At 52.7% G+C, this 21,905-nt stretch carries 24 protein-coding genes; 10 read left to right on the forward strand and 14 right to left on the reverse strand.

What is annotated here, in order from left to right:
- Nucleotides 1-101: 101 nt before the first annotated feature.
- The 5 genes from PLD04_02905 to PLD04_02925 all read right to left on the reverse strand — a co-directional run bounded on the left by PLD04_02905 (nucleotide 102) and on the right by PLD04_02925 (nucleotide 5,000).
- Nucleotides 102-1,358, reverse strand: coding sequence for a DEAD/DEAH box helicase (locus PLD04_02905; protein ID HXK67269.1), 1,257 nt, complete (start codon nucleotides 1,356-1,358; stop codon nucleotides 102-104).
- 231 nt (nucleotides 1,359-1,589) lie between these two features.
- A complete protein-coding gene (locus tag PLD04_02910; protein HXK67270.1) occupies nucleotides 1,590-2,831 on the reverse strand; it encodes a M48 family metalloprotease in 1,242 nt (413 codons plus the stop codon).
- A gap of 1 nt (nucleotide 2,832) precedes the next feature.
- Nucleotides 2,833-3,393, reverse strand: a complete 561-nt coding sequence (locus PLD04_02915; GenBank protein ID HXK67271.1) for a LemA family protein — start codon at nucleotides 3,391-3,393, stop codon at nucleotides 2,833-2,835.
- An 89-nt stretch (nucleotides 3,394-3,482) separates the two neighbouring features.
- Nucleotides 3,483-3,893, reverse strand: a complete 411-nt coding sequence (locus tag PLD04_02920; GenBank protein ID HXK67272.1) for a zf-TFIIB domain-containing protein — start codon at nucleotides 3,891-3,893, stop codon at nucleotides 3,483-3,485.
- A gap of 27 nt (nucleotides 3,894-3,920) precedes the next feature.
- A complete protein-coding gene (locus PLD04_02925; protein HXK67273.1) occupies nucleotides 3,921-5,000 on the reverse strand; it encodes a hypothetical protein in 1,080 nt (359 codons plus the stop codon).
- A gap of 71 nt (nucleotides 5,001-5,071) precedes the next feature.
- Here PLD04_02925 and PLD04_02930 point away from each other — a divergent pair, with 71 nt between their 5' ends.
- Nucleotides 5,072-5,611 carry a TlpA disulfide reductase family protein gene (locus PLD04_02930; protein HXK67274.1) on the forward strand — a complete coding sequence of 180 codons (540 nt, stop codon included), beginning with the start codon at nucleotides 5,072-5,074 and terminating at the stop codon, nucleotides 5,609-5,611.
- A gap of 158 nt (nucleotides 5,612-5,769) precedes the next feature.
- Here the strand turns inward: PLD04_02930 and PLD04_02935 are convergent, their stop codons facing one another.
- Entirely contained in the window at nucleotides 5,770-6,276 is a 507-nt protein-coding gene (locus tag PLD04_02935) for a hypothetical protein (GenBank protein HXK67275.1), read from the reverse strand.
- Between the two features lie 131 nt (nucleotides 6,277-6,407).
- Between PLD04_02935 and PLD04_02940 the strand changes: the two genes are divergently transcribed.
- On the forward strand, nucleotides 6,408-6,797 hold the full coding sequence (locus PLD04_02940; GenBank protein ID HXK67276.1) for a DUF302 domain-containing protein: 390 nt from the start codon (nucleotides 6,408-6,410) through the stop codon (nucleotides 6,795-6,797).
- Between the two features lie 20 nt (nucleotides 6,798-6,817).
- On the opposite strand, the gene PLD04_02945 is transcribed toward PLD04_02940, so the two are convergent.
- Nucleotides 6,818-7,030 carry a PspC domain-containing protein gene (locus PLD04_02945; protein HXK67277.1) on the reverse strand — a complete coding sequence of 71 codons (213 nt, stop codon included), beginning with the start codon at nucleotides 7,028-7,030 and terminating at the stop codon, nucleotides 6,818-6,820.
- A gap of 50 nt (nucleotides 7,031-7,080) precedes the next feature.
- Complete coding sequence (locus tag PLD04_02950; protein HXK67278.1) at nucleotides 7,081-7,716, reverse strand: uridine kinase; 636 nt, start codon at nucleotides 7,714-7,716, stop codon at nucleotides 7,081-7,083.
- A gap of 163 nt (nucleotides 7,717-7,879) precedes the next feature.
- Between PLD04_02950 and PLD04_02955 the strand changes: the two genes are divergently transcribed.
- Genes PLD04_02955 through PLD04_02965 form a run of 3 tightly spaced genes read left to right on the forward strand, consistent with a single transcriptional unit; the run spans nucleotide 7,880 to nucleotide 13,294 of the window.
- Nucleotides 7,880-9,163, forward strand: coding sequence for a TolC family protein (locus tag PLD04_02955; protein HXK67279.1), 1,284 nt, complete (start codon nucleotides 7,880-7,882; stop codon nucleotides 9,161-9,163).
- Between the two features lies 1 nt (nucleotide 9,164).
- The gene (locus tag PLD04_02960; GenBank protein ID HXK67280.1) at nucleotides 9,165-10,205 is read left to right on the forward strand and encodes an efflux RND transporter periplasmic adaptor subunit; all 1,041 of its coding nucleotides are present in this window, start codon (nucleotides 9,165-9,167) and stop codon (nucleotides 10,203-10,205) included.
- Nucleotides 10,202-13,294 (forward strand): efflux RND transporter permease subunit, encoded by a 3,093-nt coding sequence (locus PLD04_02965; protein HXK67281.1) that lies wholly within the window; start codon nucleotides 10,202-10,204, stop codon nucleotides 13,292-13,294. The genes PLD04_02960 and PLD04_02965 overlap by 4 nt, the downstream gene beginning before the upstream one ends.
- A 1,057-nt stretch (nucleotides 13,295-14,351) precedes the next feature.
- On the opposite strand, the gene PLD04_02970 is transcribed toward PLD04_02965, so the two are convergent.
- A complete protein-coding gene (locus PLD04_02970) occupies nucleotides 14,352-15,056 on the reverse strand; it encodes a lysophospholipid acyltransferase family protein (protein ID HXK67282.1) in 705 nt (234 codons plus the stop codon).
- A gap of 15 nt (nucleotides 15,057-15,071) precedes the next feature.
- A complete protein-coding gene (locus PLD04_02975) occupies nucleotides 15,072-16,226 on the reverse strand; it encodes a DnaJ domain-containing protein (GenBank protein ID HXK67283.1) in 1,155 nt (384 codons plus the stop codon).
- 87 nt (nucleotides 16,227-16,313) lie between these two features.
- Here PLD04_02975 and PLD04_02980 point away from each other — a divergent pair, with 87 nt between their 5' ends.
- The 5 genes from PLD04_02980 (at nucleotide 16,314) to PLD04_03000 (ending at nucleotide 19,466) form a co-directional block, all read left to right on the forward strand.
- Nucleotides 16,314-17,048, forward strand: a complete 735-nt coding sequence (locus tag PLD04_02980) for a DUF4097 family beta strand repeat-containing protein (GenBank protein ID HXK67284.1) — start codon at nucleotides 16,314-16,316, stop codon at nucleotides 17,046-17,048.
- A 106-nt stretch (nucleotides 17,049-17,154) separates the two neighbouring features.
- Nucleotides 17,155-17,619, forward strand: a complete 465-nt coding sequence (locus PLD04_02985) for an RNA polymerase sigma factor (protein ID HXK67285.1) — start codon at nucleotides 17,155-17,157, stop codon at nucleotides 17,617-17,619.
- Entirely contained in the window at nucleotides 17,616-17,915 is a 300-nt protein-coding gene (locus PLD04_02990) for a hypothetical protein (GenBank protein ID HXK67286.1), read from the forward strand. The genes PLD04_02985 and PLD04_02990 overlap by 4 nt, the downstream gene beginning before the upstream one ends.
- A complete protein-coding gene (locus PLD04_02995; protein HXK67287.1) occupies nucleotides 17,912-18,676 on the forward strand; it encodes an energy transducer TonB in 765 nt (254 codons plus the stop codon). Before PLD04_02990 ends, PLD04_02995 begins: the two co-directional genes overlap by 4 nt.
- 109 nt (nucleotides 18,677-18,785) lie before the next feature.
- Complete coding sequence (locus PLD04_03000; protein HXK67288.1) at nucleotides 18,786-19,466, forward strand: PilZ domain-containing protein; 681 nt, start codon at nucleotides 18,786-18,788, stop codon at nucleotides 19,464-19,466.
- A gap of 17 nt (nucleotides 19,467-19,483) precedes the next feature.
- Here the strand turns inward: PLD04_03000 and PLD04_03005 are convergent, their stop codons facing one another.
- From PLD04_03005 to sdhC, 4 genes are all read right to left on the reverse strand, one after another.
- Nucleotides 19,484-20,086 carry a peroxiredoxin gene (locus tag PLD04_03005; GenBank protein ID HXK67289.1) on the reverse strand — a complete coding sequence of 201 codons (603 nt, stop codon included), beginning with the start codon at nucleotides 20,084-20,086 and terminating at the stop codon, nucleotides 19,484-19,486.
- A gap of 155 nt (nucleotides 20,087-20,241) precedes the next feature.
- Nucleotides 20,242-21,072 (reverse strand): succinate dehydrogenase iron-sulfur subunit, encoded by an 831-nt coding sequence (locus PLD04_03010; protein HXK67290.1) that lies wholly within the window; start codon nucleotides 21,070-21,072, stop codon nucleotides 20,242-20,244.
- A gap of 10 nt (nucleotides 21,073-21,082) precedes the next feature.
- Nucleotides 21,083-21,460, reverse strand: a complete 378-nt coding sequence (locus PLD04_03015; protein HXK67291.1) for a hypothetical protein — start codon at nucleotides 21,458-21,460, stop codon at nucleotides 21,083-21,085.
- Between the two features lie 10 nt (nucleotides 21,461-21,470).
- On the reverse strand, nucleotides 21,471-21,905 hold the full coding sequence (gene sdhC / locus PLD04_03020) for a succinate dehydrogenase, cytochrome b556 subunit (GenBank protein ID HXK67292.1): 435 nt from the start codon (nucleotides 21,903-21,905) through the stop codon (nucleotides 21,471-21,473).

A 21,905-nucleotide genomic window follows, 5' to 3' on the forward strand; every position in this document is an offset into this window, starting at 1 on the left:
TCCTCACAAAACCTTTAAACCCGACTCCCTCCCAGGTAAAGTCACCCCGGAGGTCGATGAAGAGTTGGGAAAAGGTGAGAATACGTTCTAGAGTCTATCTATTAACGGATCTTGAACCTGGATCGGCGGCGGGGACTTCGGATCGACCGCCCCGTTGCCTTTTTCTGGCCTCCCCCCATGAGCGCCGACACTTCCTTGGCTCCTTCCTGAGCCAGCTCAGGGGTTGTTCCATGGGTACTGTCGTAATCGAAGCCTTCGAGACGCTTTCTCTCAATGGCCGATCCCAGGATCCGCTCCAGCTCGTGGATCATGGGCAGATCGTCCACCGTGACGAGTGTGTAGGCATCGCCGGTCCGTTCCGCCCTCCCCGTGCGTCCGATCCTGTGGATATAGGCCTCAGTGGTGTCGGGAATGTCGTAGTTGATGACGTGGGAAATGGCCTCGATATCCAGTCCGCGAGATGCGATATCCGTGGCAACCATGATGGGAAAGGTACCCTTTTTGAATCCTTCCAGGGCAGACTGCCGCTGACTCTGTGTCCGATCGGAATGGAGACAGGTGACGCGATATCCTTCTCGTCCAATTTGAAGGGCAAGCCTCCGGGCCCGGTGCTTGGTCCGCGTAAAAATCAGGACCGATTCCCCCCTGGCCTGATGAAGCAGGGCCAGAAGAAAACGGGTCTTCATATAACGGGAAACGGGGTAGAGGGCATGGGTGACGGTTTGCACCGGGCGGTCATGACCAACTTTGATCCGCCGGGGTGAACGCAGGGTCTGGGAAGCCAGACGTTCCACTTCCGGAGGAAAGGTTGCCGAAAAGAGCATGGTTTGCCGGTTTTCCGGAAGATGCTGAAAGATTCTTTTCAGATCGGGAAGGAAACCCATATCGAACATGCGGTCGGCTTCGTCCAGGACTAAGACGTCCAGGCTGTCCAGACGGATCGTCTTTTGCCGGATATGGTCCAGAAGGCGCCCCGGGCATGCGACGATGATGTCTACGCCTCGTTTGAGTGCCTGGATCTGGGGCTTGATCGGCACACCTCCATAGATCGTCGCACTGTGAATCCCCGTCTCCGCACTGAGAAGGACAATGTGCTCATCAATCTGTTGAGCCAGTTCCCGGGTAGGAGTAAGGACCAGGACTCTGTGTCCTTTCCCCGGTGTCGTCAGGAGCCTGTGCAGAATGGGAAGGACAAATGCGGCGGTCTTTCCCGTTCCGGTCTGGGCCGTTCCGATCAGGTCCTGACCGGTCATGGCGAGGGGAATGGTTTCGGTTTGAATGGGTGTGGGTGTGGAGAATCCAGCACGATCGATGCCGGTCGAAAGACGGGCATCCAGTTGAAATTGGTTGAAACTCAACATAAATCCTTGTCTTCAGGAGTCAAAAGTGCGTCAGGAGAGTATGGAAGAACATATCTGGATGACTGAACCAACGACTGCTGATTTTGAAATGAATACAACGTCTTATTATACACGACCTTATGGATCCCTGTCAAATCTGATATTTTTGGCAGTATCGAGATCAAGGTGACGATAATCCGGTCATCAGCCAGGATTGCATCATCTTCCGGATGCACGCATTCATCGAGGTCACGCCGGCGATGCGGCTGGAATCTTTTCCCCGTCTGCCTCATCCACCCGATGTGTGGCACCACAATGGGGGCAGGTAATCGTTTTTCCGCTGTAGACGGGTGGCACCTTAAGATTCGTTCCGCAGGCACAGGCAATGAAGATGAAGCCGTTCAAGCGCCAGAGGAGATCGGTCACCTCCCGGTGCTTTTCCACCGGTCCCTGAACCTTCGATTCCGTGGGAGCGACTTTCTTCGGTTCCTTATCTTCCTGAATTGCCGAAAAGGGCACAAGGCCAACAGCCCTTCCCGTAACCTTTCGAAAGGCTTCGTCGTAATCGGCGAGGACCGGGTTGCTTGCAAGGGATTTCAGGATCTGAATGCGTTTGGAAATGGGAGGATGGGTGCTGGTAAGGTCGGAAAGGCCCCGGGCAGATACCTTGAGAGGATTGACAATGTACATCGGTGCCGTGGCCCGGGTGGCGGACCGCAGCTTCTTCGATGTTTTCGATATCTTTTCCAGAGCTCCCGCCAGACCGGACGGGTATCGCGTGAACTGAACGGAGGAAGCGTCTGCAAGGTATTCCCTGCGGCGGCTTAAGGAAAAATAGATCAGCTGAGCAATAATGGGAGAGAGAACCACAAGGACCAGGGCCACAACGAGGATGATGGCCTGCAGCTGTCCGCTGTTCCCCCGGGAGGACGTACGTCTTCCCCCGCCTCCCCAGATCAGCATCCGGACGGAGAAGTCCGCCAGCATGACAATCGTTCCCATCATGATTCCCACAAACATCATGTACAGGACATCCCGGTTGCGGATATGGCCGATCTCGTGGGCGATCACACCCTGAAGTTCGTCCCGGCTCAGCAATTCAAGGAGGCCGGCGGTTACGGCGATCGATGCCGTTTCAGGCTTTCGCCCCGTGGCAAAGGCATTGGGTGCCGGGTCGTCCACGATGTAAATGTCGGGAACTCTGGGCAAACCGGCCGCCAGGGCCATCTCCTCTGTTACATTATAGAGAACAGGGTGATCCGCCTTCGTGATTTTCCGAGCGCCCGACAGCCCCAGAAAGATGGTATCCCCGGCCGTATAGCTTACCAGGGCGAGGATCATCCAGATGAAAAAGGCCGCAACCAGCCCTCCCACACCCATTCCCGGGTGAAGGACTTCTCCCACGGCGTACCCCGTAAGGAAGAGAAAAGCCGCCATGACGACAACGAGAATGACCGATCGGCGCTGGTTGGCTCGAATAATTTCCCACATATCAGAAAGCGACCTTGGGAGCCTCCCGCTCGGCGGCGTCTTCCACCTCGAAGAATTCCGACCGGGTGAAATTGAACATTCCTGCAACGATATTGCTCGGGAACATTTCCGTCTTGTTGTTGTACTGAAGGACGGAATCATTGTAAAACTGGCGGGCAAAGCTGATCTTGTTTTCCGTGGATGTCAGCTCCTCCTGCAGGGCCAGGAAGTTCTGATTGGCCTTCAGGTCAGGATAGTTTTCCGCTACGGCAAAGAGGCTCCGGAGCGTCTGAGACAGAGCGTTTTCCATCCTGGCCCGGTCCGCCACGCTGTCGGTCACCGAAATGGCCTGCTGGCGGGCTTTGGTCACAGCCTCCAGGGTTTCCCGTTCATGGTGCATGTACCCTTTGACCGTTTCCACCAGATTGGGAATGAGGTCATGGCGTCGCTTGAGCTGAACGTCGATCTGGGACCAGGAATTTTTTACCTGGTTTCGCAGACGCACGAGGGCGTTAAAAATTCCGATCAGCCAGAAGACAATGCCTACGGCAAGAATCAGGATGACAATAAAAGCAGCGAACATAGGTTTCCTCCTTCAGGTTTCCTTAGCTGTGCGAGAACAGAGAATCACAATGGATCCCAATCAACAATCCTACGCTATTTCTCTCTATTTTATTCACTTCCACCCTCTGGATGAAAGACCTCTCCAAGAAAATTCAACACGACTTTATCTTCCGATCCAGAATTGGCCCCGGGAGCATCCAGAATCCTGCCCAACTCCCCTTCCTCGAACCAGAGTCCATGCATCTCCGGGCAACGATCCAGAATAACAGGAGTGGGTCCCTCCATCTGTACCTTGTCCATCTTCCGGGAGCATCGGGGACATCGGCGGTCCCGTTCACGGACATCTGCTCCGGGAAGGGTTTCGATGTCGGGAATGTCAAGCGGGAGATCAAGGGCCCGGGTAAGCAGGCTGAGTTCCTCCCTGTCGAACCAGAATCCCCTGCATCCCATGCAGTAATCCAGTTCGATGGACAGGCGCTCCACAACAATGAGTTCCACATTACAGGTCGGACATTTCATGAAAGATACCCCTTTATTATCCCGGTGTCACTGGATATTATCCAGGAATCGTTTCTGCAAATCATCCAGGGGAAAGAGATAGGCATCCCGGAAGGCTGTATCAGGATCCTTTCCCTGTTTAAGACTCTTGAAATAGTTATCCAGAGGCCAGTACCCCTCGTTCTGAACGAGGTATCGTGTAACGGCAAAAGCAAATTCATAAAGTCGCGCCGCCGTCTGTGGCCCCTGGGAGAGAAAGTTCCTGGAAGCCAGATCCGGCAGCTGACCCCGTTTTCCCAGTTCTGAAAGGGCCTTCAGATCTACCGGTCTCTCTTCCGGCTCCATCAGCTGCGCCAGTCCCTCGTTGAGCCAGAGCGGGCAATGGTTCTCTGTAAGCTGGTAGATCAGTGCGTGGGTATATTCGTGGTAGATAACCTGTTTAATCAGGGGATCATTCTCCCGCATGTTGGCCACGGGGAGGTGAATACTGCCGTCGTAGATCCCTTTCACCCACGGCGGCATACCGGTCACATTCTCGAACTCCTTATCCGTGTATAGATATACACCGAGAGGTTCATCCGGATAAAGTCCAAGCCGGGATCCCACATCAATATGCGCCTGCTCAAACATATAGGAAACGGTCTGGACATTTTGAAAAGGAGCGTTTCCCTTCAGGTGGATGAAAAAGTGGGATGATCCTCCGACCGATCCCTCCTGCGAAAGGGTAACCCCGCTCGATGCCGGGGCTTCCTCCGAATTCTCATCTGAATCCTCCTCCTCAGCAAGGGCCGTGAGGCGATCCCGGGCTTCATCGTCGAACGGATCCACATCCAACAGTTCAGTCCAGTAATTCTTTGCATGAAAGAATTGCTTTTCCTTTTCAGCTCGATGAGCGAGGGTTCGAAGAATCTCTTCAAGATCCTTTGAGAGCTCTTCTGTGGGATTTTTCTGCCAGGCCGCCTTGAGGCGCACATAGGCCAGGAGGGGATCTTCCTGATCCTTCGGGATGGAACGATTCGGACCCTTCACAGACGGGCGGGGCTGGGGTTGAACGAGAGCGGTCTCTTCCGGCACGCCACAGGCCGTCATGAGACCGAGCAGGGCACTCAGAAGAAGAAACGATCTCACGCGTCTATTGTACCCGATTCCGTGGGAATATTGGCCACCAGATTCGGGTTGACTTGTGGTAGGATACGCCAATGAAGAAGCTATTACTTTTACTCGTAATTATCACCTTTGCGATTGCATCGTTCTATTTTCTGAACCGCTCGACTGGAGAATCGACGACTTCCGGGACCGTTCAGCCCGGGTCCGGTTCATCGCCTTCAACATCACCCAACGACTTTGCGCTTGAAAGTCTGGAAGGAAAGACTGTCCGGCTTTCCGATTACGACGGCAAACCGGTCCTGGTCGTTTTCTTCGCAACCTGGTGCCCTCCCTGCCGCATGGAAATTCCTCATTTAAAAAAGATGCATGGAGACGAGCTTGTTGATATTCTTGCCGTGGATATTCGGGAGCCTTCCTCAAAAGTCGAGAGATTCGTAAAGGATCAGGACATCCCCTACACTGTGCTCCTCGACGAAGAGGGACAGGTCAGCAACAGGTTTTCGGTCAGTTCCATTCCCACGACTCTTTTGATCAATCCTGACGGTTCCATCTATAAGCGGATCACCGGGTTTGATCCCTCCATTGAATCGATCGTATCCTCCTGGGTGAACGGCCGAAAAAGCGAGGCGTGATTTCAGACTTTAGGGGTAATTGGGTTCCGTGAGTTTAACGGGTCAAGCGGCCTATCGGTCCTCCTGGCAGACAGTCATTCCATATAAATAATAGACGGCAACCTTCAGACCGCAGGTCCAGTTGGTGCTTAAAAAATTTTCAGTGGAGTGTTTCCGCGTTACTCTCCAACCTGTTTCAGGATAAAGGAATCGGTTTTCGGTAGAGTTATTTTGAGCTTTTCCACGGATACCGGATTGTAGCTCACAACGATCTTTCCATCTTCCTGGGAGGAAAAGGTAAAGGTGGCGCCCATTTCCACCTGCTTTTCCGTCTTCACCAGAACCGGAATGGATTTGGGCATCGTCTGGCTGATCACCAGGCGGAGAAGCATGGGATCGGCAAAGATCTTCTCGTCAGTGAGAATAATGGCCTGGGGATCATACCGCACAAGGCTGTTTGTAATGATCTCCGAGGCCTTGCGGATCGATGGAATCTGAACCGGAACAAGGCTGATATTGTAAGGGGGCGCCGCAATCACATACTGGGCCACATCGGGATTGGTATCCGGTTTTTCCGCGAAGAGAAGAACCGTAGTTGCCTCCGGTAAAATCTGCTTGAGAAGATATACATCCTGTCTTGGAGTCAGCGAGGCCAGTAAGAAAAAGGATAGGATCGACGCCATCATGAGATCAGTTTACACTACAAGCAAGGATCGATGCAAGCATAGAGATGGCGAGTATCCGGGTATTGACTTTCGGAATCTTGTTTCTCATGGTGTAATAGGTTGACTTCATCATGTCTGAAGGAGGAGGAATCATGGACTATTACATGAGCCGCAGGGTCAGCGGTACTTTTTCGGAGATCGTCGATCGAATCCGCCTCGAATTGAAAGCGGAAGGCTTCGGGGTACTCACCGAAATCGATGTCCGATCCACACTGAAAAAAAAGCTGGATGTCGACTATCCCAACTATATAATCCTGGGAGCCTGCAATCCTCCCTTTGCGCATAAAGCCTTGATGGTAGAACCTCCCATCGGTGTTCTGCTGCCCTGTAATGTCGTGGTCCGGGAATTGCCCGATCAGGGCATCGAAGTCCTGGCCATGGATCCCGTAGGCGCAATGGCTGTGGTAGGACGCCCGGAAATGAGTGAAATTGCTCAGGCGGTTCGCTCGAAGATTGAAGCAGCCCTGAACCGGCTGTCTTGAACCTTCCCGAAATTACACAATTACTCCGCCGCTTCTCTTTCCGGGGTTGAAGCTCTTGGGATAATAATCCAGGCCACCAGGTAGGTAATAAGAAGGGGGCAGAAACCGGAGACAAACGCCAGAAAGACAAAGAGAAGTCGAATCAGGGTAGGATCCAGGTCGAAGGTCTCTCCCAGTCCCCCACACACCCCCGCAAAAAATCGGTCGCTTATAGAACGGTGAATCCTTTTCACGCTATGCTCCTTCTTGATGTTCTATCAAGCCTACGCACCCCGGTCGGAATTTATTCGCCGGGCGTTTCCCCGGGGATTACGGCAGGGAGAGCCGAAAGAACCCTGGGAATCAATGTTCCGATGGGTTCTTCCCCCGAAAGGATCAGATCCGCAAAGTCTCGTGTTGGATGTATGTGGCTCCAGTACCATGGCATCACATGGTGGTGGAATTGAAAACGCGTGAATTCTTCCGTGGCCCCGCGCTCACGGTGATCCCGGTTCAACCGCCTTTTTAAGGCCGATTCTTCAGAAAGATCAAGATAGATTTTCAGAGAATACAACGCACGGACCTCTTCCCAGTAAAGGGCATAGAGACCTTCGACCACAACAAAATCTCCCGGGTGGACCGTCTCCTGTCCCACCCGTTTATGTTCTCCATATCGATAGATCGGCCTCCGAACCGCCTTTCCCTCTTTGAGCTTTGCCAGATGATCAACCAGAAGCGGATGATCCAGAGAATCCGGTGAATCAAAGTTGTGCCTCTGAATCGCTCCGGATGGTAGATGTCGTAAATCATGGTAATAGGCGTCCAGGGAAAAGAGGAGCGTCCTCCCGCGGGGAAGGAGTGCGGAACATAGATTTCTGGCCAGGGATGTCTTTCCTGAACATGAAGGACCGGCAATCCCGATAAGGAGGGGGCGGTTCATGGTTGCCTTTCTCTCATAAAATCTATTATCCCAGATTTTTCCGTCTATTTTTTTCACTGAGCGGAGGGTTTCTATGATATGATGGCCTTTCCGGTCCAGGGATGGCATTTCAGCAACCTGTTCCACCGGAACAATCCCCAGATGAGGACGTATCATAGAGACCATGTTGCTCGCCCTACTCTTTGCCTCGACACTGACACTGAACCAGGCCTGGGAGCAAGCTGCCCATACGAACCCCACGATCCTGGAAACCCGGGAATATATGCGGGAAATGGATTATGCCATTGAAGAAGCCCGCGCGCAGATTTTTCCAAAAATCGATACGCAGGCGGTTCACTCCGGAAACTTGAACCCGGGTTTTCTCAACAGCAAGGACTTTGAGAAGATTCTGGAGGAATTTCCTTTTGAATACCAGCCGGAGGCAAACTACCTCTATGATCTCTCCCTAACCCTGAGCCAGGATCTGTACACGGGCGGGTCCATCCGGACCGGCTTGCAGGCCGCGCAGCTGGCCCGGGAGGTGGCTTTGACACGTGCAAGGCGTGCCAGCAACGAAGTGTACAGGGATATAGCCGAGGCTTACACAAATCTTTTCCTGGCCCGGGAGTCCCGGCGCGTTCATGAGACAAACCTGGAACAGCAGAAGGTTTTCCTGGATCAGGTTCGGCTGAGGTACGACGTGGGAGACGCCACCCAGCTGGAGCTTCTCCAGGCCCGGGTTGCCCTCTCTTCCGTTTATCCCGAACTCTATCATGACGACGAACAGATTGCCCTGCATGAGGGGAAGCTCCGGGAACTTCTCGGGGAAGACCCCGAATTCAACCCCGTCCTGGAAGAACTTCCCCATCTGGAGATTCGGCCTGCGATCGAGGACCTGATTCCTTATGCCCTGGAACACCATCCCGATGTCCTGGAGCTGAAGCAGGCAATCGAGGAGACCGAACTGCGCGAATACCTGGCCGCATCCGAAGCAAAACCCCAGGCGTCGGTGCGGGGCGGGTACGGTTACAGCGTGTCCGATCTCTCCAACCTTGGAGACCCCCTGTACAAAGCATGGAATTTCGAGGTGAGGATAAGCCTCTCCCTCTTTGATGGCTTCGATCGAAAATATCGAAAACTCCAGCAGGCTTCACGAAGAGATCAGCTGGCCTATCGCCTCGAAGCCTCTAAGATCCGGATTGACACAACACTGACCTCCCTCATCAAACGGTTGAAAGCATTGGAAGAACAGCTTGATGCCAACCAGACCTTCCACCAGCAGGCACAGGAAGCTCTTCGAACAGCAGAGGAAAATTTCAGCCTGGGAGCGGTAACCCAGCTGGAAGTCCTGGACGCCCAGCGCCAGGAACGACAGGCCCAGCTCTCCGTGCTTCAATCTCGATTCAATGTGTTTATGACCCGCGTTACGCTCCTCTTCGAAGCGGGTGTACCCCTTTACGAGGAATAATATGATCCAGAGAATCTTCTTTTTCATCTCTCTTCTCTTTCTGCTGAGTCTTTCGGCATGCAAGGAACAGGTTTCCGAAGCTGCGGTTCCCGAATCGCGGATCACCCGTGTCGTGACAGCCATGCCTGTCATACAGGACTATGATGAAACCTTTACTGTAGCGGGGGATATCCGGCCTTACCTCGATGTGACGGTTTCAGCTCAACTATCCGAGGTCGTCACCCGCCTCGAGGTAGACCTTGGCACCCGGGTAAAAGAAGGGGACCTTCTTATCCGACTCGACGACAAACTCCTCCAGCAGCAGGTTGACGAAGGGGAAGCCAACCGGATCCAGAAGCTTGCCAACCTGACAAAGACTGAGCAGCTTTATGAAAAAAAGGCTGCCCCTCAGCAGCAATACATAGCCGCAAAGACCAATTACGACATGGCGGAGGCCAGGCTTGAACAGGTGAAGACCCAACTGGAACGAACCCGAATTCTCTCCCCCATTTCCGGAATGGTCGTAGAGAAACATGCGGAACGGGGAGAGCTGGTCGTCCCGGGCCAGCCGCTCCTTCGCATCGTAAATATCGATCGTCTTAAAGTCTATGCCAATTTGTCCGAGACCGATGTTCCCTTCATATCAAGAGGGGACAAAGCCCGGATCAAGATTTTCACGTTTCCAGATCACCCCGTAGAAGGAACCGTCCATTTCGTCTCTGAAGTATTGGATCCGGATACCCGAACCCTTCCCGTGGAGATTCTCTGCACAAATCCGGGAAATCGTTTTGCCGCAGGAATGGTAGCCGACGTCACCTTTGTCAGGCGCCACCTCGAGCAGGTCCCCGTCGTTCCTGCCGATGCCGTCGTGACCCGAAAGGGAGTGGAGGGCATCTGGCTTGTAGAAAATGGCCGGGCGGTATTTCGACAGGTACGCGTGGGTACACCCCGGGACAACTCCATTCCGGTCCTGGAAGGTATAAGCGGTTCCGATCCCATCGTCGTTGTGGGACAACGGCTTCTCGAAGAGGGAGAAAGCGTTCAGGTCTCGCCGGCTCCATGAAGATCACCGATCTGGCGATCAAGAATCGCACAACAACCTTTGTCCTGACCCTCTCCATTATGCTTCTGGGGTGGATCTCCTATGTTTCCCTTCCCCGTGAAGCTTCTCCTGATATCCAGATTCCCTTTGTCCTGGTGCAGACGTTCTATTCCGGTGTCTCACCGGAGGATATCGAATCTCTGATCACGAATAAGATCGAGACGGAATTGCAGGGAATCGATAAAGTGAAGGAGATCCGATCCGCTTCCCAGGAAGGGTTTTCGTCCATCAGCGTGGAATTTGAGCCCAACATCGATCTCGACACCGCTCTGCAGAAAGTCAGAGATGGCGTAAACAGGGCAAAGCCGGAACTTCCCCAGGACGTGGATGATCCCATTGTCCTTGAAATCAACTTCTCCACCTTTCCTATCATGGTCGTCAACATGACGGCCCCCATTTCCATTGATCAGTTAAAAGATATCGGGGAAGACCTGTCCGATCTCATTGAAACGGTTCCCGGCGTGCTCCGTGTCGACCTGGCAGGAGGGTTGACGCGTCAAATCAACATCTTTGTTGATCCGGCCCGTCTGTCCAATTACCGCATCTCTCTGCAGGATATTGTCGATACGATCTCAGACGAACACCTCAATATCCCGGGCGGGGACCTGGATGTCGGGGATACGAACTTTCTTATCCGGGTTCCGGGAGAACTGAAGCTTTCTGATCGATTCCGTGACCTGGTAATTAAGGCTCACGGATCCCGTGTGGTTCGAATCGGAGATGTGGCACGGGTGGAATACAGTTTCGAGAAACGATCTTCCTACAGCCGATTTAATGGAGAGGAGAGTATCTCCCTCATGGTGAGGAAGCGGACAGGTGAAAACATCATCGAGATAGCCGATCGGGTGAAAACCCTCCTCTCGGATCAACAGTCAGCCCTTCCTGAAGGTCTGGACATCACGATCACCTCCGATGAATCGGAGATGGTTCACAATATGGTCCGAGACCTTGAGAACAACATCATCTCCGGATTGATCCTGGTCGTGCTGGTTCTCTTTGTCGTCATGGGATTCAGGAACGCGCTTCTTGTGGGGCTTGCCATTCCCATGTCCATGTTGCTTTCTTTTATGATTATCGAATTTTTCGGCATGACCCTGAATTTCGTCGTGCTCTTTTCGCTGATTTTAGCCCTCGGCATGCTTGTCGACAATGCTATCGTCATCGTCGAGAACATATACCGACACAGGGAGGAGGGGCTCTCCCTCATCGAGGCCGCACGGAAGGGAACTCACGAAGTGGGGATTGCTGTCTTTGTATCGACCCTGACGACTCTGGCCGCATTTTTCCCTATGGTTTTCTGGCCCGGAATTATGGGCGAATTCATGAAGTACCTGCCCTTTACCGTTATCATCACGCTGAGCAGTTCCCTCTTCGTGGCCCTGGTGATCAACCCGACAATCTGCTCAACAACCATGAAGATCACGGCACAGCGAAAAGAACAATCTTCAGCTTTCACAGATTTTTATACGCAAAATCTTTCGTGGGTACTGGACCATCCCCGCGTCACCGTGATGGGTTTTGTGGCCTTTCTCCTTCTGACCCTGGTCCTCTATCCCTTTCTGAGCCATGGAACCGAATTTTTCCCGGACGTGGAGCCGAATTTTTTCCTGGTTGATGTCAATTCCCCTCCTGGAACCAGCCTGGAAGCCACAGATTCCGTCGTTCGCCAGGTTGAATCGGCTGCCCGGGAACTCCCGGACCTTGAATCCCTGACGGCGGCATCCGGTGCCGGAGCCCAGAGCGACTTTTTCACCACGTCAAGCCAGGCCACGGATCAGGGAAGAGTCACCGTGGATCTCCTGGATCGAAAGGACCGGAAACAGAATTCATTCCGAACACTGGAGCTGATGCGCGAGAGGCTGAAGGAGATCCCGGGAGCGGAATTCAAAGTCGAGTCCGAGCAGCACGGGCCTCCTACAGGCCCTCCCATCAATGTAGAGATAAGCGGCGAAGATTACGAACTTCTCGGTTCCTTCGCACAGGAAATCCGGGATATTCTGTCCACAGTCAAGGGTGTGGAGGACATCCGGGATGACTACGATTCCGGGCGTCCTGAAATCCGGGTCCGAGTCCTGCGAGATAAAGCTGCCATGCTGGATCTGAAAACACGCGATATCGCCTCAACAATCCGAACCGCCATCCATGGTACGGACGCAGGAGAATTCAGAGTCGGTACCGATGAGTACGACATTACGGTGATGTGGGATGAATCGTTCCGAAAGGGCGTTCAATATCTGGACGGATTGATCATTCACCATGAGGGCAAGGAAATTCCGCTTTCCAATGTCGCGGTCCTGGAACGGACCACAGGCCTCGTTGGAATCCGTCATAAGAATACAAAACGCGTTGTGACAATCTCTGCGGATGTGGCCGGACGATCTCATTACGCCGGATTGAAGGATGCACAGACGGCCATTGCATCCGGGCTCTCTCTCCCGGCAGGATATGTCATCTCCTACACAGGCGAAAATGAAGAGCAGGAAAAGACTCAGGTCTTCATTTCCAAGGCGTTACTGTACGCGCTGATCCTCATCTCCCTGATCCTCATCACCGAGTTCAACTCCGCAGCCCTTCCTCTCATCATTTTGACGTCCGTCATCATGTCTATGGCAGGGGTTCTCTGGGGGCTGATTCTCACCGGGCACCCCTTTGGCATCCTCATGACGGGAATCGGGATCATCTCCCTCGCAGGGGTTGTTGTGAATAACGCCATCGTTTTATTGGACTACGCGGAACAGCTCCTTTTGCGAGGGTTATCTCTCCGCGAAGCCGTTCTCACGGCTTCCACAAGGCGTCTCAGACCGGTCCTTTTGACCGCAATTACGACAATCCTGGGATTGATCCCTCTGTCCACCGGATTGTCCTTTGATTTTCACACCTTCACTCCCGACATCGGTGGAGAGGGCAGCCAGTGGTGGGGACCGATGGGCATGGCCGTTATCTTTGGTTTACTCTTTGCCACAGCCCTGACCTTAATCATGGTTCCCAGCCTTTACTTCATCATCAAGAAGAGAGCCATCGAAACACGGAAAGAATCAGAGGATCTTTAATAAGCATTCAGTGCTGTCCCAACGTTGTGGTCACATAACAAAATATTCTCATATATAGCTTGCTAATTTCCTCGTCAGAAAATTTTTCGATACAACTTCCAAAATTTTGGAATCATGGAGATCCAGATTCAGTGAGGAAGGATAGCCATGTGATCCAGGAAGACGGGATTCTCCCGACTGATCATTCAACAGGCAAAAGACCCTTATGTCGATGACGATTTTGGCGTTGAGCTGAATCACACAGCAAATGCACTGGATGCAACCTTCATCGATCTGTGCCTTGACGGGTGTCCGTTCAGCAAAGGTTACCCCGTATAAGCTCAAAAAAAATCCGATTCCACGATGACCTGAATGATCAGAAGATTGCCTTCTCTGTAACAACAACTCTGTATCTGCTCAGACCCTGGCGGATTTATATCGATTTTGCTGGAAGGTGGAAATCTTTATCAATTGGATCAAGACCTTCTCAGGTCTATCTGAGAAGGCTGTGAAAACCCGGATCCGGATCCCCATCACCATCTATGTGCTGGTTGCTGTCGTGAAAAAGAGGTTCGATCTTGATGCCGGTCTCTACACAATTCTACAGATTTTCAGTATTCCACTTTTTGAGAAAATGACCAGAAAACATCTGTTTTCTCCTCCAGAATTACAGAAACAGATGGGTGTACTTACTAAACAGCTGAGTCTATTCGATTAACGCTGGGACACTAATGATAAGCATTAACGAACTGATTATATTACACTTACACCAAAGATTTTCATTCGAGAATGAGTCCGGGAATAAATATTTCACCATCTGTGTTTTCACAGGTACAATCTAGCCCTCCATCCCATATGCCCGCCGCAAGGCGGGTGAAGTTTTTCTTGTCCGGCACATGGGCCCGTGAATCAAATCTATCGCGCACATTTTTTTACATTAGAAGGATATATTCCTGCCTGTTGATTTCACATCCTGAACGAGAATGAGTCCGGGAATAAAATTCTCACTGTCTGTGTTTTCACATGTACAATCTAGCCCTCCATCCCATAATGCCCGCCGCAAGGCGGGCAGACTTTTTTAGCTTTCCTTTGCGTCTGCCCGGGGTGACAGGAGTTCAGCCATGATTTTTCGCAACCGCTCCATCTGCGTCTCGATGTCCTCTCCCCGTTCAAGAGTCTCTTCACATCCAAAACGGACGCGCACAGTTCCGGGTCCCATGAAATGATTGTCCTTCGTGATGATGGAGGCCGCTCCCTGAATAGCGACGGGCAGAACCCTTGCCCCCGTGAGTCGGGAAAGGAGGAATGCACCCTTTTTAAAGGGGAGAAGCTCCGTTCCAGGCCCACGGGTTTCCTCCGGAAAGACCAGAATGGAAAGCCCCTGTTCCAGTCTCTCCTTTGCCTTCCGGAAAGTCTCCTTTGCCCGGGAGCGATCCACCCGGTTTACCGGGATAAACCCGGCGGCAGACATGGCCCACCCCAGAAAAGGAACACGGAACAGGCTATGCTTCGCGAGAAAAACAAACCGGTCCGGAAGAACCGCAAAGAGAACGGGAATGTCAAGGAGTGAAGCGTGGTTGGCCATGATGATTCTCGGGTCAGGTGAAGGAGGGATGGGGGAGGATTGAATCGTTACACCCCAGGCCCGGAGAAAGCCCCGAGCCCATATCCTGCCCAACCGGTTCATACTCCGTCCCCTGGGCGGGAACCATGCCGTAATAAAACTCAGGCTTCCCATAAGAATCGTGAAGAGAGCTACAAAGCTCCACCGAAATAATTTCATCCGGGATTCTCCGGATCAGATATATTCGGTCGCGGAGCGGAAGGCACCCGGGATATTTCGGTCATATTTCATTCGGCTCTCATGATGAACGAGAACCAGGTAAGCCTTTTCGATATGCTGGAAGATTAATTGAAGCTGTGGCATCAGATCTGCAAACCGCGCATCCTGAGCAAGATCCGGGTGATAAAAACTTCCCAGATTCATGTAGGAAAAATGGATCTCTTTCTGAGTCGCCCTTACCGGACACTCTATGATTTCATAATAATTCATGGTCCCGATAATTTTGGCCTTCTGAATTATTTTATCTCTCATAATTGTGATATCCCGCTCGGTATATTCGATTTCCCTCTTTTTGGGACGAATCCATTTGATGGTGCGTTTTTTCTTCCCTCCCGCGGGCTGAGCGGGCTGACTCTGGGAAAGCCGTGAAAAGAATTCGTCTTCGTCAGGAACGGGATGATCCGCAAGATGGATCAGGCCCGAGGCAACGGCCGCAGCCGCGATCCGGTAATTGACTCCCATGTCTCCCGGCAGGCTCGTGATGACGGCACCGATGGGGCCTGGTTTCGCAAGGGCGGACAGGACTGCTGCCTCCTGCTGGGGAATGTGGAGGACCCGAATCCGAACCTGAAAGTCGGGTGCCGGGGCCGCCTGGGAGGAACCATCCCCCAGAAGCTTCCGGATCAGCGTGTCGGATACATTTTTTCGGAAGGTACAATAAAGCAGATCGGTGGTTGAAAGAAGAATCTCCGTTGCCTTCGTGAGTGCGGCCTGACCCGGGTTGTAACGGAAAATTCCTTCCATCCAGTTAAAACAGTTGTCGATAATCGCCTGAACCAGATGCCACAGGGCCGCGTTTAAGGCTTCTTCGGTGATCGCTTCATGCTGCCGGAAGAATTGCCCCAGAGGCACAGAGGAGGGTTTGGATTCCAGCCCCTGTTGCAACTGTTCCTGTGTAATACATCCATCCTTGACCAGCAGATATCCAATTCTTTGCTCCATGTGGTTGGAACGTGCGGAACGAATTTCCCCCCCCGCAAGTACAAGGCGCCGCTGGTCTTTTTCATGTTGAAGATCCAGGGTGCCAGTAGCCTTGTTTCGGAAGAGTACCGAAAGAATTTCCGCAACCCCCACCTCTCCAAGCTTTCCGAAATAGGGTCCTTGGGCCATGCTACTACTATATCATGGCTCCTGTGGTATCCTGCCTGGCGTGGAACCTTTTGTCCCCAGACTCCGTTATGAAGCATGGAGGTGAACATGAAGCGAATGACCATTATCCTTTCCTTCCTTCTCACAGCGGCTCTAATGCAGGCCCAGTCAGAAACCTTTAACCGCGAAATCGAAGCAAGAGGGTTAAACACAATCCAGGTGGACAATGTCAATGGAGACATTGTGATCGGTGTTTGGGACCGCGACCTGATCCGTGTGAATGCCGTAATCTCCGGTACAGAATCCGATAGAAAAGCAATCGAGATCAAGGTGGAAACGAAGGGAGACACACTCAGGATCGAAACCGACCATTCCAAACGTTACCTGCTGGGATTCATTCCCTGGAGAACCGGGGGCAAGGTCGATTACGACATCAAGGCCCCGGCCAGGATCAATGCAGTCATAGACTCGGTTAACGGAAACATTGAAGTGACCGGTCTGCAGGGAGAACTCTCCATGGATACGGTCAACGGAGGGGTGACGGGCAGGGATTTGGGAGGCCCGGTTACTGCCGATTCGGTCAATGGATCTATGGATCTCTTCCTGACATCTCCCCGACCCGAATGCAAGATTGAAACCGTAAACGGTTCAGTCATGTTACGGATTCCGGAAGACGCCAGCTGTGAATACAGCCTGGAAACGATAAACGGACGGATCGACTTTGCGAAAAAGGATATCAAGGTCAAAGGGTCGGGTCCAAAAGAGTTGACGGGAACCCTTGGCAGCGGGGATGGATCGATTTCGGTGGAGGTTATCAACGGAAGCGTTACCGTGGATTTCTGATTCAGCTATTTCCTTCATCATTGATAAGGACCACACCGGCGGGGGCCTCAGCAGCCCCCGCGTATCCTTTGTAAACAATCCGCCGCTTCATGTGTGATACAGGGTGATGAACGATACCCGGCTCCGACAGTTTTTTCTGGACCACTACCTTCCGGCATGCAGGTACGCTGCAGGCCTGGTCGGACCCGACGACGCCGAAGATGTCGTACAGGATGCCCTCGTACGGATTTACAACCGTCCCGCAATTCTGGAAGATCCCCGCCCGCTCAAAGCCTACTTCTTTAAGACACTGACTACGGTCTGCTATAACCGTCTTCGGCGCCGGCGGTTTACAGCCCGTCTCAATCGGTTGATCCGTCTGAAAACGGAAGAAAAGGAGCATCCGACCGGGGGTGTAGAGGAAGTCTGGTCCATGTTGTCTCCAGGCGAACGATCGGTCTCCATCTTTGAGACGATGATGCATTTTTCGGCGGAAGAAACATCAAAAATTCTGGGCATTGCACCGACGACGATTCGCGTCATGCTTCACCGGGTTCGATCCAAAATCAGAGAGTGGGAGGCAAAAACATGACTCTTCCCTTTGAAGAATTCACACCACGGCGGCACGCAGCAGATGTCTTTGAAGCTGCAGTGCACCGTTCCAGAACCCGCCGCCGGACCACCCGTACAGCGGCGGGTATCCTGGGCCTCCTCGTTTTTATCGGATGCCTCTTCATGCTGCTGAATTCCCGCATCCCCGCAGAACCCGTTGAATTTGAAGTGCGGAAGGTCTGGTCCGGAAAGAAAGATGCCGCCTTTACGCTCATCCCGCAGAATGACGGAGCCATGGTTATTTTCATCCATTCCACGTTGGAGGAGAACTCATGAAATTCATTTCAACTTTTTTGCTCAGCCTGAGCCTGTGTGCCTTACTGACCGCGACGGATGTTGTCGGTGATTTTCAGATCTACGTCGGCAGCTATGATGCCCGGGAAGGAGCCCGTGTGGTCGCCATGTTTGGAGAAACACCGACCATGGTATCCCATGGCCCCCGGGTTGCCGAGGAGATCCAGCGCACCTTCAATCTACAGGAGATTGAATTGCTTTCCGCTCCGCGTATTGTCACCAAAGTTGGTGAAACGGGAACGATTCGATCCACCTATTCCGAAGGTGTGGTGCAGACCTGGAAAATGTCTTTTCTGGTTAAAACGCTGGAAGGGGACATGGCCACGGTGAGCCTGAATTATGCGGTTGATCATGGCGAATCCAAAGGAGCCGAGTTCGTGACCCGACTGGGAAAACCGATTTCTCTGGCTTCAAGATTGGATGGTCACGTTATCTTTATCACAGCAACGATTGACCTCAACAGCAAGCAGGACTCTGAAAACCTTCCGAGAATTTTAAAAAAGGTGGCCCCTGCCTATCCGGAGTCCATGAGAAAAGAGGGGCTGACCGATCTGGTCGTCCTGCGGGTTCTGGTGACCCGGGAGGGGAAAACCGGATCGGTGGAGGTTCTGAAAGCAGAGCACGAAGCCTCAGCGCAGGCGGCCAGGGATGCGGTTCGACAATGGGAGTGGGAACCCGCAACCGAAAACGGGAAAGCGATCGACAAGGACTTTACCGTTACCCTGGCTTTCAAGCTCCAGTAAATCGATCCCGATACGCTGACTCGGTCCATGTCCACTTCGCGGAGACGCAACTGATCTCCGCGGTTTTTTTATCTGGCTGGAAATGCTGAAAACTGATACAATATATGGGATGGATATGGATGTTCTGGTGGTGGGTGTCCCCCTTCAGGCCTATGAACGCATTCGACCCAGCCTCGAATCCTACGCGGTCCAGCGGACCCTTCGGGCAGAGGAAGCGCTCAACTGGTGCGCCAGCCAGGCATTTCGCGCCGTAGTTGTGAGCTATCCACTCTACACCATGCCGGTGGAGACCTTTCTGGAAGCCATCCGTGCCAGCGGCTCCAGGGCAAGGAATGCCGCCGTGGTCATTGTGGCCTTTCCCGGCAAGCTGGAAGAGGCCGAAGAATTGAAAAAGCTCGGGATCAAGGCGATTGTTCCGATGGACGGAGATCCGGTGGTTCTCCACGAAGCCCTGGAATCATTTACCCGGATCGCCAACCGTGTGGCAAGCCGGATTATGGTCCGCCTCCTCATCACTCAGAATCAGAGAGTCATGCCCTTCTTCTGCAAGAGTGAAAACATATCATCCACGGGTCTTTACGTCTCTTCGGAAAGCCTGCTTCCCCTTGGAACCCGGGTGGAGTTCCAGTTCATGCTCCCATGGGATAAGGAACCAATCCGGGGAGTATGCGAAGTTGCTCGTCATGCCGTGGATGGCGTGGGGCGTCCCCGGGGAATGGGATTCAGGTTCATCGAATTCGAAAACGACGCAGAAGAGCGTCTCCAGGCCTTCCTGGGACAGAAACAATAACCATAAGTACTTTCTGATCAGGCAAGGGATTCGTAAACCTTCCCAACCAGCTTTGGGGAAGGCGTCAAGGTTTTGTCTCCTTCCTCCCTCCACTGTGCCGGGCAGGCCTGCTCCGGATGCCTGGACAGATGGAGGCTGGCCTTGAACTTTCTCATCAATTCATCCATATTTCTCCCAAGGTTATAGAAATTAATTTCCGCATTAATCAGGATTCCGTCAGGAGAAATTATAAAGGTCCCCCGGAGGGCCAGACCCGACGATTCGTCGTAAACACCAAAGAGACGGCTGACATTGCCTGTCGGATCTGCAGCCATTGCATAATGAACATCCTGCAGCATTCTTTCATGTGTACGCCATGCGAGGTGAGTGAATTCGGTATCGGTCGATACCGACAGGACATCAGCCCCCAGACGGTCAAATTCCTCATGTTTGGCGGCGAGAGCGGCAAATTCCGTTGCGCAGACAAAGGTAAAATCGGCGGGATAGAACATCAGGATCGTCCATCTGCCTTTCTCCAGCTGGGAGGATAGACTGAACTTCCCAAAATCGCCTTCCGTCGGAACATAGGTGTTCATAGAAAATTCAGGAACTCTTTGGCCAACTCGTACCGATGTATTCATCTCGTTCATGGATTTTCCTCCTGAGCTTATGATGGTTCCTATCAATTTGGATGAATCACAACAAAATGGTAAACCGGCCTATTCCAGGAATGCAGTGATCAGGTAAAAAAATGCCCCCTTCCGGCGAAGGGGGCAGAGGTAAATTCTGTGTTGGATCAGGATTGCTCAATTGTGAAGGGAGGAGCTTCGGGTATCCCCTCTCGGCGTCCGGTGGTCCTGGGTTCCGTAATCACCTTTGTGCAGGCGGCAGGTTTTTTGAGAAGCCCCAGGAAGTCAAAGACCAGCTGTCGCTTCATCAACTGGATGGCCTTGGCGGGATCGACTCCTTTGGGGCACACGCGGGAACATTCACTTCCAAAGTGGCATCGATAGGCACCATGAGGCGTATCCACAGCGCCGTTTCGAGGTTTTTTCCCGTCGTCCCGTGAGTCACTGTTGTACCGGAAAGCCTGCGTAAGAGGCATCGGTCCGAGGTAATCCTGATCGGTGGCAAGCGTGGGGCAGGCCGACATGCAGGCACCGCAGCGGATGCAGTAGGAGAACTGCAGATAGGATTCCAGCTCTTCCGGTGACTGTTCGTACTCTCCCGTCGGCTTCACCATTTCCCCTTCATCGGTGCGCTGGATGAACGGCTGTACGGACTGATGCTTGGAAAACATCCCTGCAAGGTCAGGAACCAGATCGCGGATGATGGAAAAGTTGGGCAGAGGAGCCACGACAATCATCGTTTCAGAGATATCGGTAATCTGCGTGTTGCAGGCCAGCATCGCCTTCCCGTTCACCAGCATCGCGCACGACCCGCACACACCCATCCGGCAGGAGTAACGCCAGGCAAGAGAATTGTCGATTTCCCGCTTGATATAGTGAAGCCCGTCCAGTACCGTCATCCCCTTGTGAATGGGAACGGTGAATTCCTGGTAATAGGGACGCTCATCCTTTTCAGGATTGTACCTGCGCACCCGGAAGGTAATATTTCGTTCCGTCATACCATCCTCCTCACATTGCCCCGGCCGCCATGGAGCGGGCGGCGATGGCGGCATAGGTTCCGATCACGAAGAGTGCGAATCCCAGGAGCAGGAGCACCCGGGAAGCAAACTTCTTCAGCCCTTCTCCGATGGTGAGTTCATGGATGATGGTGCGGACACCGTAGAGACCATGGAAAAGCGCCGCACCAAGCAGAACGATATAGGTGATCATAAAAAAGACCATCCTGGCCCGGTACACCACATTCCCCCAATCAATGGCGGCGCCTTCGGAAGGATTGAAAATTCGAAGCACGGCATCCATATGCATGATGATCATGTGAAGTCCAAGGAAAACCAGAATCACGATGCCTGCCAGGATATGCCATGTCCAGAGCTTGGTTTCTCTCATGACAGCCTCCTCACTTCACCAGGAAAAAGTCGTAGGAACCCGCGACGATCCACACGATGGCCAGGATCATGAGGATGATCGTCACCGGTCTCTGTTTTCCGATACAGGTCGGATAGGGGTAGATCGGTTCAATGGGTTTCCCAACCATGAATCCGAGTTCGATTAAAACAAGTCGAATCCCGTTCATGGCGTGGAAGCAGAAAGCAAGAAAGACGAGCCACTCACCGATATGAAACACGGGGTTGGAAACCGACGCCATTGCTCCCTCCCATGACGCCTTTCCATATACCCTCATGGTCGTGACGATGATGTGGGCCAGGAAATAGAGCACGATGCCGATTCCGGTGATCCGGTGTAAGGTATAGAGATATCGCTCAATCCCCCACCGGGCACCCACAGCCCAGCCCTTGATTCCGAGGCGATTGTCATAGACGCGTTGAGCCAT

Source organism: Thermoanaerobaculia bacterium (genome assembly GCA_035593605.1).
Classification (GTDB): domain Bacteria; phylum Acidobacteriota; class Thermoanaerobaculia; order UBA2201; family DAOSWS01; genus DAOSWS01.

Excerpts from the sequence above, each read along its gene's own strand:
- PLD04_02980 (HXK67284.1), top strand. The coding sequence starts at position 16,314 with ATGAAGCGAATGACCATTATCCTTTCCTTCCTTCTCACAGCGGCTCTA.
- PLD04_02960 (HXK67280.1), top strand. The coding sequence starts at position 9,165 with ATGATCCAGAGAATCTTCTTTTTCATCTCTCTTCTCTTTCTGCTGAGT.
- PLD04_02965 (HXK67281.1), top strand. The coding sequence starts at position 10,202 with ATGAAGATCACCGATCTGGCGATCAAGAATCGCACAACAACCTTTGTC.
- PLD04_03010 (HXK67290.1), bottom strand. The coding sequence starts at position 21,072 with ATGACGGAACGAAATATTACCTTCCGGGTGCGCAGGTACAATCCTGAA.
- PLD04_02920 (HXK67272.1), bottom strand. The coding sequence starts at position 3,893 with ATGAAATGTCCGACCTGTAATGTGGAACTCATTGTTGTGGAGCGCCTG.
- PLD04_02940 (HXK67276.1), top strand. The coding sequence starts at position 6,408 with ATGGACTATTACATGAGCCGCAGGGTCAGCGGTACTTTTTCGGAGATC.
- PLD04_02915 (HXK67271.1), bottom strand. The coding sequence starts at position 3,393 with ATGTTCGCTGCTTTTATTGTCATCCTGATTCTTGCCGTAGGCATTGTC.
- PLD04_02955 (HXK67279.1), top strand. The coding sequence starts at position 7,880 with ATGTTGCTCGCCCTACTCTTTGCCTCGACACTGACACTGAACCAGGCC.
- PLD04_02950 (HXK67278.1), bottom strand. The coding sequence starts at position 7,716 with ATGAACCGCCCCCTCCTTATCGGGATTGCCGGTCCTTCATGTTCAGGA.
- PLD04_02985 (HXK67285.1), top strand. The coding sequence starts at position 17,155 with ATGAACGATACCCGGCTCCGACAGTTTTTTCTGGACCACTACCTTCCG.
- PLD04_02970 (HXK67282.1), bottom strand. The coding sequence starts at position 15,056 with ATGAAATTATTTCGGTGGAGCTTTGTAGCTCTCTTCACGATTCTTATG.
- PLD04_03005 (HXK67289.1), bottom strand. The coding sequence starts at position 20,086 with ATGAATACATCGGTACGAGTTGGCCAAAGAGTTCCTGAATTTTCTATG.
- PLD04_02935 (HXK67275.1), bottom strand. The coding sequence starts at position 6,276 with ATGATGGCGTCGATCCTATCCTTTTTCTTACTGGCCTCGCTGACTCCA.
- PLD04_03015 (HXK67291.1), bottom strand. The coding sequence starts at position 21,460 with ATGAGAGAAACCAAGCTCTGGACATGGCATATCCTGGCAGGCATCGTG.
- PLD04_02910 (HXK67270.1), bottom strand. The coding sequence starts at position 2,831 with ATGTGGGAAATTATTCGAGCCAACCAGCGCCGATCGGTCATTCTCGTT.
- PLD04_02990 (HXK67286.1), top strand. The coding sequence starts at position 17,616 with ATGACTCTTCCCTTTGAAGAATTCACACCACGGCGGCACGCAGCAGAT.
- PLD04_02975 (HXK67283.1), bottom strand. The coding sequence starts at position 16,226 with ATGGCCCAAGGACCCTATTTCGGAAAGCTTGGAGAGGTGGGGGTTGCG.
- sdhC (HXK67292.1), bottom strand. The coding sequence starts at position 21,905 with ATGGCTCAACGCGTCTATGACAATCGCCTCGGAATCAAGGGCTGGGCT.
- PLD04_02930 (HXK67274.1), top strand. The coding sequence starts at position 5,072 with ATGAAGAAGCTATTACTTTTACTCGTAATTATCACCTTTGCGATTGCA.
- PLD04_03000 (HXK67288.1), top strand. The coding sequence starts at position 18,786 with ATGGATATGGATGTTCTGGTGGTGGGTGTCCCCCTTCAGGCCTATGAA.
- PLD04_02995 (HXK67287.1), top strand. The coding sequence starts at position 17,912 with ATGAAATTCATTTCAACTTTTTTGCTCAGCCTGAGCCTGTGTGCCTTA.